Source organism: Thermococcus sp. (assembly GCF_027011145.1).
Taxonomy (GTDB): Archaea; Methanobacteriota_B; Thermococci; order Thermococcales; family Thermococcaceae; genus Thermococcus.
In genome coordinates this window covers 19,770-29,741 of the sequence record NZ_JALVAO010000002.1, presented here as the reverse complement: position 1 = coordinate 29,741, position 9,972 = coordinate 19,770, and the positions used below count along the sequence as shown (strand labels likewise).

The window sequence follows — 9,972 nt, the reverse complement described above, 5'->3', positions numbered from 1 at the left end:
AAAGACCCTTACTTCTTTCCCCTCAGCGCGTCTCTTCTCGACCTTTTTCCAGATTTCTATTGCTTTTCCAAGGTGAGTCGCCTGAAAGCCTATCCTTTCGTAATAATCGAGAACCTCTTCGAGGCTCGAAACCTCGTCAAGCCACGGCCCCTCTACTGGAATCCCCTCAACCTCTTCGCTCTCCTTAAGGACGATGTCTTTCGGCTTGGTCATGAAGGAGGATTAAGAGGAGGCCGTTTAAAGCTTTCGTCAGCACTTCCCGTTAAGGACTGAACCTATCAGCCTCGCCGTTACCGGAACGGGGAAGACCTTCCTTGGAGCTCTGCTGAGGAGCCACTCCTCGATTTCCCTGGCCCTTGCCTTTCCTTCCCTCATCGCCGTGCCTATGTTTCTCGGTGCAACCACATCGCCGGCGAAGAATATGCCCGCCTCCTTCAGTATCTTCTCGTTTGCACAGACGACTTCCCTGATTGGGCTCGTCGGGAGCTGGCCGATTGCGTAGGCAACCACGTCCGCGTCAATAATAAAGCGCTCATCGGTTGTTACAACGCTTCCCTCGACTATTTTCGTCCTCGCGAACTCGACTCCCTGGGCCTTTTCCTTACCCAGTATCCTGACTGGGGTTGCGTACTCTATGAACTCAAGCCCCTCGCTGATAAGCTTTCTAATCTCCGCCTTGGCGTAGCTGTTCTCGAGGGAACGGCGGTAGACCATCGTGACTTTCTCAGCCCCGAGAAGCCTCGACTCGATTGCAACGTCCACCGCTGTGTAACCGGCCCCGATGATTACAACGTGCTTTCCTTTGAGGTCAGGAATCCTCTCCCAGGAGTAGTAGCCTACCCTGGCCATCTTTATGTGGTGGAGCAGGGTCAGGGCATCGTAAACGCCCGATAGTTCAACGCCCGGAACCTTGAGCTTCCTCGGCTTCCAGGCACCGGTGGCTATGAGTATTGCATCGAACTCCCCTAGGAGCCTCTCAAGAGAAACGAAGTGCTCGGCCCACTCATCGCCGAGCTCTCTGGGTGAATCGTAGACCACCTTCGTCCTGAAGTGAAAGTTCACGCCGAGTCTTTCGAGGTCTTTAACACCCTCTCTAACGGTCTTTATCGGGATTCTCACCTCGGGAATAGCGAAGGCCACCATTCCACCGCCCTCGGGCATTTTCTCGTAGACGTGAACTTCGTAGCCCCTGCAGGCGAGGTAGCCAGCGGCCGTTAATCCTGCTGGACCGGCACCTATGATTGCCACCTTGAAGGGCTTTGGCTCGCTCTTTTCCCTGCAGATGTAGAACTTCACTTTATCACCCCCAAGAGTTTTCGAAAAATCTGTAAAAAATCGAAGGTTTTCCACCTTAAGTTTCTTTTCCCGATATTTTTGGCAAAACGACATAGATTCCCCAAATTCGGGAAACCTAATTCGTCAATGGGACAAAGGTTATTAGCCAATTCGCGAATTGGAGCCCATGATGAAGGTAGACCTTGGAGGAATTGGAGTTCTTGTAACTGCATCGTCGAGGGGCATAGGCTTTAACGTTGCTAGGGAGCTCTTGAAAAGGAATGCAAGGGTCGTTATAAGCTCAAGAAACGGGGATAACCTCCGGAAGGCACTAGACGAGCTTTCGAGCTACGGGGAAGTCTATGGGGTCAGGGCGAACCTCTTCAGCCAGAAAGACATCGAGAACCTCGTAAAGGAGAGCTGGGAACTGCTCGGAGGCGTTGATGCACTCGTCTGGAACGCCGGAAACGTGAGGTGCGAGCCCTGTCTCCTCCACGAGGCGGATTACATCGACTGGATTGAGGCGTCCGCCCTCCACACAGTTGCCCCGGGTTATCTCACGACCCTCCTCGTTCAGGCATGGCTGGAAAAGAAGAGGAAAGGCGTTCTTATCTACCTCAATTCAGTCTCAATCAAGGAACCGATGCCACCGCTGGTTCTGGCGGACGTTACGAGGGCCGGCCTGGTTCAGCTGGCAAAGAGCGTCTCAAGGACCTACGGAAAGCACGGGATAAGGGCCCACAGCGTTCTGCTCGGGAGCTTCGACACTCCCGGCGCGAGAGAAAACCTGAGGAAACTCGCCGAGGAGCGGGGAGAAAGTTTTGAACGGGTCTGGGAAAGGGAAGTACTATCGAGAACGCCACTCCACAGGACTGGAAAATGGAGCGAACTCGGCTCGCTGATAGCGTTTCTTCTCAGCGATGAAGCGGAATACATGCTCGGCTCGACGGTGGTCATTGATGGAGCCATGACAAAGGGGGTGTTTCTTTAAAAATTGAATGTCAGAAGTTGGGCACGTAGCCCATCTCCTCAGCTATCTTCCTGAGCCTCTCAATTCTCTTCTCCGTCGGCGGGTGCGTCGAGAAGAGGTTGGCTATGCTCATCCCCCTGAAGGGGTTGACTATGAACATGTGGGCCGTCGCCGGATTTCCTTCGCGCATCGGCCTGTAGCGGACGGCCTGCTCTATCTTAAGGAGAGCACTCGCGAGCGCCCAGGGCTTACCGCTGAGCTTTGCACCACCCTCGTCAGCCAAGAACTCCCTTGAACGGCTTATTGCCGCCTGAATCAGCATCGCCGCGATTGGAGCAAGTATCGCAACGAGTATCGCCGCGAGTATGTTGTCGCCGTCCCTGTCGTCGTAAGAGCCAAAAATCGCTATCCAGCGCGCCCAGTAGGCGAGCTGAATTATAGCACCGGCCATCGCCGCCGCTATGGTGCTTATCAGGATGTCCCTGTTCTTTATGTGGGTCAGCTCGTGGCCGAGAACCCCCTCGAGCTCGTCCCTGTTTAGTATCCTGAGGAGTCCCTGGGTTACGGCAACGACTGCGTGCTTTGGATTCCTTCCCGTGGCAAAGGCATTCGGCGTTTCGCTGGGTATTATGGCTATCCTCGGGGTCGGTAGTCCCGCCCGCTCAGCCAGTCCCCTAACTATTGCGTAGAGCTCTGGCGCTTCCATCTCGTCAACTATCCTTGCGTTGTACCAGCTCAGCACGATTTTGTCGCTGTACCAGTAGGTTATGAAGTTGAAGAGCATCGCGAAGAGGAACATGGCAAAGGCCACGTTGGGCCCGCCGAAGAGATAGCCTATGCCCATGAGCAGTCCCGTTAGAATTCCCATTAGGAGCCCGGTTCGGAGCCACATTTCAAGCCCCATGCTCTCACCCCGCAGAAAAATGACACGGTTAAAGATAAATCTTTTTGGCCAAAGATGAGTAGAAAAGGGAGGGCATCACATGCCCATTCCCATGTCCATTCCACCCATTCCGCCGGGCATTCCTCCTTCACCCTTCTCTGGCTTGCTGGGCTTCGCCGCGATGACGTCGTCAATGCGGAGTATCATTATGGCCGCTTCACTGGCGCTCTTGATGGCCTGCTTCGGAACGCGGAGCGGGGCAATAATGCCCTTTTCGAGCATGTCGGCGGGCTTGCCCTCGAAGACGTCAATGCCTATTCCAAGACCCTTGTTCTTGTGCTCGCTGATGACCTTAACCATTATGTCGACTGGGTCGAGTCCGGCGTTCTCAGCGAGGGTCCTCGGGATGACCTTCAGGGCCTCGGCGAAGGCCTCTATTGCCAGGGCCTCCTTGCCACCGACCTCCTTGGCGTACTCGTCGAGCCTTATGCTGAGCTCAATCTCAGGAGCACCGCCAGCCGGGAGGATTGCACCGTCCTCCATAACATCCTTGACTACCTTGATAGCGTCTTCGAGGGCCCTCTCGACTTCGTCGACGACGTGCTCGGTTCCACCGCGGATGAGTATCGTTACGGCCTTCGGGTTCTTGCAACCCTCGACGAATATCATGTTCTCTCCAGCAACCTTCCTCTGCTCGACGAGCTCAGCCTCACCGAGGTCTTCGCTGGTTAAGTCCTTGACGTTGGTTACTATCTTGGCTCCCGTTGCTTTGGCGAGCTTCTCCATGTCGCTCTTCTTGACCCTTCTCACGGCCATTATGCCGTGCTTCGCAAGGTAGTGCTGGGCGAGGTCATCAATGCCCTTCTGGACAAAGACAACGTTGGCCCCGGTCTTGGCTATGGCCTCAACGAGCTCTTTTAGCATCTTCTCCTCCTGCTCTATGAAGTCGAAGAGCTGGTCCGGGCTTGTTATGTTAATCTTTGCATCGGTCTCGGTCTTCTTGACCTCAAGGGCATCTCCAATGAGTGCTATCTTCGCGTTCTCGACCCTCTTAGGCATCCTCGGGTGAACGACTTCCTTGTCGATGACGACGCCCCTTATGAGCTCGCTCTCGTCAACGCTCTCGCCGGGCTTCTTTTCAATCTTGATGTTGTCTATGTCGACCCTGTACTTGCCGTCCTCCTTCTCGGCGACCTGTTTTACAGCCTCCACCGCCAGCTTGGCCAGAAGGTCGCGGTGGGCCTCGGCGCTCTTTCCGGTGATTGAGGTGCTCGCTATCTTGAGGAGCGTCTCCTCGTCGTCCGGGTTTACCTTGATGGCTATCTCGTCGAGTATTTCCTGGGCCTTTTCAGCGGCCATCGTGTAGCCCTTGACTATTATACTCGGGTGGATGTTCTGGTCGAGAAGCTCCTCAGCCTTCTTGAGAAGCTCGCCAGCGATAACAACGGCGGTAGTGGTTCCGTCACCGGCCTCCTTGTCCTGAGTCTTGGCAACCTCAACCATCATCTTAGCGGCAGGGTGCTGAAGGTCTATCTTGTCAAGGATTGTGGCTCCATCGTTTGTAACGACTATGTCTCCAAGGCTGTCGACGAGCATCTTGTCCATACCCTTCGGTCCAAGGGTAGTCCTTATGGTTTCAGCAACGATTCTAGCCGCGAGGATGTTGAGCCTCTGGGCGTCCTTTCCAACATACCTCTGGGTTCCCTCCGGGAGTATTATAACGGGCTGTCCACTCATGCTCATTTTGACATTCCTCCAAACGTTTTACCTTTTTGCAGAATCAGTTCGTCAGCGCTCTATATAAACTTTTGGTTCAAATTGTTCAAATTTTTGACTTAATTTTGGTCAATAGACAGAGAACTAACAAAAGGTTAGGGGAAAGGGCTAAAACCCGAAAGGGGAGCTAAAAGACGGTGGTGAGATGAGGCTCATAGCCCAAGGCGCTGAGGCGAAAATCTACGAGGGAACCTTCGGGGAGGTTTTCAGAGTTTCCCTGATTGACGAAAAGGTCATCGTAAAGCATAGAATCCCAAAAAGGTACAGGATTCCCGAGATTGACATCAAACTGAGGAAGGAGAGAACCGTTAGAGAGGCGAGAATTCTCCACAGGGCGAAAGAGTTTGGTGTCAACTGCCCCCACGTTTACGAGGTTAACCTGAGGGACATGGTCATCGTCATGGAGTTCATAGAGGGAGTTCGCCTTAAGGAGCACCTGGAGGAAGTTCCAATGGAGGAGAGACTGAGGCTTTGCAGGGAAATCGGGAGGCAGATAGGAAAACTCCACAGGGCTGGAATCGTTCACGGCGATTTAACGACGAGCAACATGATACTCCGGGAAGGGAATGTCTACCTCATTGACTTCGGTCTGGCCGATTTTGACTCAACGCTGGAAGCGAGGGGAGTTGATCTGCACCTCCTGAAAAGGGCCATGGAGAGCACGCACTACACCTGGTTCGAGGAGGGCTTTAGGGCAGTTCTGGAAGGCTACGGTGAAGTTCTCGGGGAGAAAGCCAGAGAGGAAATCGAGGAGAAAATAGAGGAGATAGAGAGCAGGGGAAGATACAGGGAAAGGAGCTGGCTCAAAGCTTGAACCTGTTAACTGCTTCCATAAGCCTCTGGACAACCTCTTCGAAATCATGGAGCGTTGCACGAACCTCCTCGAGGGCTGATGTCTGCTGTTCGGCCGCGGCGCTGACCTCTTCGGCCGCCGCCGTGGTTTCTTCAGCACTCGCGGCAAGGTTCTCAAGGAAGCGCAGACCCTCGTCTATCTTTTCGCCCTCCTCAAGGACCTTGTTCTTGAGCTCGTTTGCTTTTACCTCCATCTCAGCCATAAGCTCTGCTATATGGGTTAGATAGGAAACACTCTCCTTGAGGACTTCAGTTGACTGCGCAACCGTTTCGACGCTCTTCCCGGTGACTTCAACGCTCTCATCGATTTTTGCCATAATCTGCTCGACGATGTTTCTGATGTCGTCGGCGGCCTGCTTACTTTCCTCGGCGAGGTTCCTAATCTCCTCAGCAACGACCGCAAAACCCTTACCGGCTTCACCGGCTCTAGCTGCCTCAATCGCTGCGTTCAAGGCGAGCAAGTTGGTCTGCTCCGCTATTCCGGTGATAACGTTCGTTATGTTGGCTATGTTCTTGCCCATTTCAGCAACTCCTTTGACGGTCTCTTCAATCATCAGCATCATGTTCCTTATTTCTTCAATCTGTCCAACCGCTTCCTCACCCTTCTGCCCACCTTCCCTTGCAAGGCTCACAACCTCGCTCATTGATCTCTCGAAGTCTTCCATGGTGTTTATGGTTTCTTTTCCGATCTCGTCTATGTATCTCATAGTCTCGGTCATGTGGTTGATGTTCTCCTGTTCGCGCTGGGCCTCTATGCTGACCTGGTTTATGGCCTCGGCTACCTGCTGTATGGCCTCGCTGATCTGGTCAATGTTCTCCCTAATGAGCGCACTTCTCTCGTTGACTACTTCGGCCGCTTCCTTTATCGATGATACCATGCTGTGAAGATTTTGGCGCATCTTTTCAATTGCTCCCCTGATCTCTCCAAGGTGTCCGTTGAGTTCTTCATCAGCTATTGACAAATCACCTTCGGCAATTCTGTCGAGAATTCTGATGATAGCGTTCATTTGCTCTTCTATTTCCCGTCTGTACTGCTCGACCTCTGGAGGAATCTTTGTTTTTCCGCCTATGTTCCTTGTTAGAAAGATCCCAGCTCCAACTCCGACGATACCCCCGATGACGCCCGCTATGGGCCCCGCTAGAAACGCTGGGACTATCGTCAGACCAAAGGCCAGAACTGGTGATGCGATAAGCGCGCCCTTCTCATTCATATCTCATCCCCCATTGAAGTACGCGTTAAAAATACTTAAAGCTTTCTAATTAAACAAAGTAAGAACATAACGCTAAATAGATGTAGTAACTACCTACATAGAGACCTACACATTCCGACCGAAAGACGCCAGAATCCGTTCGTATATCTCCCGGTCCTTTCCCCTAGCCTTTCTGGCGAGCCTCTCGACTATCAACTCCGGCGTGCTCCTTCCGAGCCTTCCGAAGACGGGCTGTCTGTCGACTATAAGGTTCAGGTTCTCGTCTAAGCCCCTGGCCTCTATCCCATCAACCCTCGCGAAGGGTAACGTCTCCTTCAGCTCCCCGCCGAGGTGGGACACTATGACGACTTTAAAACCTCTCTCCTGCGCAACTTTCAACAGTTCGCCTATGATTTTGACGGCCGCACCGGGTTCGGTTATGGCCTCGAACTCGTCTATGAGGATTAACTTCCTGCCCTTCCCCCTGAGGGCCCTTACAAAGGACTTCAGGGCCGTCTCGAAGGCTCCAGCACCGTAGACGCTCCTCTTCCTTCTGAAAAAGAAGAGCTCGTCGAGGGGCTCGACCCAGGCCCTTTCAGCGGGCACCGGAAAGCCCATGTGGAAGAGGATTTCAACCTGTGTTATTAGCTCTAGGAGGCTCGTTTTTCCACCGCTGTTTGCTCCCGTGAGGATTACGACGTTCTCATCGCCAACGTTCTCCGAACCCGGGACTGCGAATTCCTGGGGTTTCCTTCCGACGACGTAGCTAACCGGCTGGGGGTTTTCAATGAAGAGGTGCCTGCCCCTGATGAAGGCAATCCCCCCGTCCCAGACCTCCGGGAACGAGAAGTTTTCAGTAAACTCCTTAACCGCAAGGAGGAAGTCAAGCTCGTGAATCTTTTCGAGTTCTTTCTTTAGCTCCGGTATGAGGTGCCCTATTCTTTCAACTACCTCCCTGGCCTTTAGATAGCGCTCAAGGGCGAGTTCCCTCTCAAGGAACTGCCTCAGCTCCTCCACCCTCTCCGGGGGGACGTGGACTGGATACAGCTCGTCCCTCTGGAAGAGTTCGACCGTAAAGCCCAGTGCATCCGAGAGCTCGCGTTCCGCCTCATTCACGAGCTCAATTATCTCCTCCTCAATTCCGGTAAAATGGCTGAATATGGCCTCGTAGTTCCCCTCTCGGAGCTGGGCCAAGAAGTTGAGGAGCTCTTTGCCACTGAGCGTTAGGCTGAAGTTCTCAAGCTTTTCGGAGATTCTCTCGTTGAGCCAGCGCTCCTTCTCGGCTATCATCTCGTCGAGGTTCTCAAGAAGTTGCTCCCGGGCGTTTACGCTTTCAAATTCCTTCAGTGCATTGAGTATCTCCCCGGCAACGCTTTCCCTTCCCGTAATCCTTCCGAGCTCCGCAAGGGCCTCAAGTGTTTCCCGGTTCTCCCAGAGGGGGATTACGTAGAGTTCCGGCGCAACGTCCTGGGGTCTCAGCTCGACTTCAATTCCATAGCCCGTTGTGCTCAGCACTATCGGGTACTCGCGGGCCTCCTCGGGGTCCGTTGTAACGTGGCAGAGGTTCATGGCCTCCGCCCGCTCCACCTCAGACTCATCGACGAGGAGTACCCTGTCTCCGAGGAACTCCCTTCTGAATTTCACCGGTTTAACCCTTGAGATTAGCCCTTTCATCTCGGGCCTGACCCTTGAGAGGCCCTCTTTGAGGTAGTCCTGCCTCTTCAGGATTTCATCAATGTCGTTTGTCAACGAAAAGAGCCCCAGATAGGATTCGCTACCCGGGAGAATCAGTCTCTTCCGTATCTCACCCAAAATCGCCCTGTGGACTGCCCTCGCCTCTGGATTAAGTCGCGGTCTCATCCCTCGGTGCTACTCCGGGAGGTTTATAAGGTTGACCTGTGTTCCGCAGGAAATCAGAATATTTAAAGATGCGAAAAAGTTGACTGGGGCTCAGCCACGGGTCCAGCTCATCACCGTCAGCCGAGGGTGTCTTCATCATCGCCCAAAAGATGTTCACTCGAACCCGGGCTTCCTGACCTTTACTACTTCTCTGTTAACGAGCGTCGGCGGGATTTTGCCGTTCTTGAAGGCTATCAGGTTCCTCGCAACGAGCTCTGCCATCCCCTCCCTTGCACCGAAGGTGGCACTGCCTATGTGAGGGGCTAAAACCACGTTCTTGAGCTTGAAGAGCTCCTCGTTGTAATAAGGCTCCTCCTCGTAGACGTCGAGGCCCGCCCCGGCAATCCAGCCCTCCTTCAGGGCTTTGATGAGGGCATTTGTATCAACGACATTTCCCCTCGCTATGTTTACCAGAATTGCGGTGTTCTTCATGAGCTTCAATTCCCTCTCGCCTATCATGTGGTAGGTCTCCTTTGTCAGAGGGACGGCCAAAACGACGAAGTCACTCTCGCTCAGGAGCTCGTCAAGGGGCCTGAACTCCGCGTTGAGTTCCTCCTCCGCTTTGGGCTTCCTGCTCCTCGAGTAGTAGAGGATTCTCATGCCAAAGCCCCTAGCGCGCCTTGCCACGGCCTGACCGATTCTTCCAAAGCCGACTATTCCTATCGTCTTTCCGTAGACGTCATAGCCTAAAAACCAGCGCGGGTGCCATGCTATTCCCTTCCTCTTCCATTCCCCTGAACGGGTAAAGTTGTCGGCCTCTATCAGGCGCCTCGCCGTTGCAAGCAGAAGCGTCCACGCGAAATCGGCTGTGGCATCGGTGAGAACGCCCGGGGTGTTCGTTACGTAGATTCCCCTCCTCGTTGCCTCCTCAACGTCTATGTTGTCGTAACCCACTGCGTAGTTTGCCACTATTCTCAGCCTTGGCGCGTTCTCGAAGAGCTCTTTATCGACCCGCTCACTGAGCATCGTTACGAGGGCATCAACATCCCGAACCTTCTCCAGAAGGACTTCCCGTGGTATTTCCCTCTCCTCGGGCCAGACTTCCACCTCAAAGTGCTCCCTGAGAAGTTTTATTCCATTCTCCGGGATGGCGCGGGTTATAAAGACCTTGGGCATGAGCACCACCG

At 53.6% G+C, this 9,972-nt stretch carries 8 protein-coding genes and 1 pseudogene; 2 read left to right on the top strand and 7 right to left on the bottom strand.

What is annotated here, in order from left to right; all coding sequences use genetic code 11:
- Both MVG27_RS00230 and MVG27_RS00225 read right to left on the bottom strand, forming a co-directional pair.
- A pseudogene (locus MVG27_RS00230) lies at nucleotides 1–213 on the bottom strand (deoxyhypusine synthase); the annotation flags it as partial.
- A 36-nt stretch (nucleotides 214–249) separates the two neighbouring features.
- Nucleotides 250–1,296: an FAD-dependent oxidoreductase gene (locus MVG27_RS00225; RefSeq protein WP_297548750.1), complete on the bottom strand. Its 1,047-nt coding sequence runs from the start codon at nucleotides 1,294–1,296 to the stop codon at nucleotides 250–252.
- Between the two features lie 166 nt (nucleotides 1,297–1,462).
- Between MVG27_RS00225 and MVG27_RS00220 the strand changes: the two genes are divergently transcribed.
- Complete coding sequence (locus MVG27_RS00220; RefSeq protein WP_297548748.1) at nucleotides 1,463–2,266, top strand: SDR family oxidoreductase; 804 nt, start codon at nucleotides 1,463–1,465, stop codon at nucleotides 2,264–2,266.
- A gap of 10 nt (nucleotides 2,267–2,276) precedes the next feature.
- Here MVG27_RS00220 and MVG27_RS00215 read toward each other — a convergent pair whose 3' ends face one another.
- Both MVG27_RS00215 and thsB read right to left on the bottom strand, forming a co-directional pair.
- The gene (locus tag MVG27_RS00215) at nucleotides 2,277–3,149 is read right to left on the bottom strand and encodes a zinc metalloprotease HtpX (RefSeq protein WP_297548746.1); all 873 of its coding nucleotides are present in this window, start codon (nucleotides 3,147–3,149) and stop codon (nucleotides 2,277–2,279) included.
- A 75-nt stretch (nucleotides 3,150–3,224) separates the two neighbouring features.
- Nucleotides 3,225–4,871 (bottom strand): thermosome subunit beta, encoded by a 1,647-nt coding sequence (gene thsB, locus MVG27_RS00210; protein ID WP_297555782.1) that lies wholly within the window; start codon nucleotides 4,869–4,871, stop codon nucleotides 3,225–3,227.
- A 178-nt stretch (nucleotides 4,872–5,049) separates the two neighbouring features.
- Between thsB and MVG27_RS00205 the strand changes: the two genes are divergently transcribed.
- Nucleotides 5,050–5,718, top strand: coding sequence for a Kae1-associated kinase Bud32 (locus MVG27_RS00205; protein WP_297548742.1), 669 nt, complete (start codon nucleotides 5,050–5,052; stop codon nucleotides 5,716–5,718).
- Here the strand turns inward: MVG27_RS00205 and MVG27_RS00200 are convergent.
- From MVG27_RS00200 to gyaR, 3 genes are all read right to left on the bottom strand, one after another.
- Nucleotides 5,708–6,967, bottom strand: coding sequence for a methyl-accepting chemotaxis protein (locus MVG27_RS00200; protein ID WP_297555779.1), 1,260 nt, complete (start codon nucleotides 6,965–6,967; stop codon nucleotides 5,708–5,710). The genes MVG27_RS00205 and MVG27_RS00200 overlap by 11 nt on opposite strands.
- Nucleotides 6,968–7,072: 105 nt before the next feature.
- Nucleotides 7,073–8,806 carry an endonuclease MutS2 gene (locus MVG27_RS00195; protein WP_297555777.1) on the bottom strand — a complete coding sequence of 578 codons (1,734 nt, stop codon included), beginning with the start codon at nucleotides 8,804–8,806 and terminating at the stop codon, nucleotides 7,073–7,075.
- Nucleotides 8,807–8,959: 153 nt separating this feature from the next.
- Nucleotides 8,960–9,961: a glyoxylate reductase gene (gene gyaR, locus MVG27_RS00190; protein WP_297551252.1), complete on the bottom strand. Its 1,002-nt coding sequence runs from the start codon at nucleotides 9,959–9,961 to the stop codon at nucleotides 8,960–8,962.
- Nucleotides 9,962–9,972: the final 11 nt, after the last annotated feature.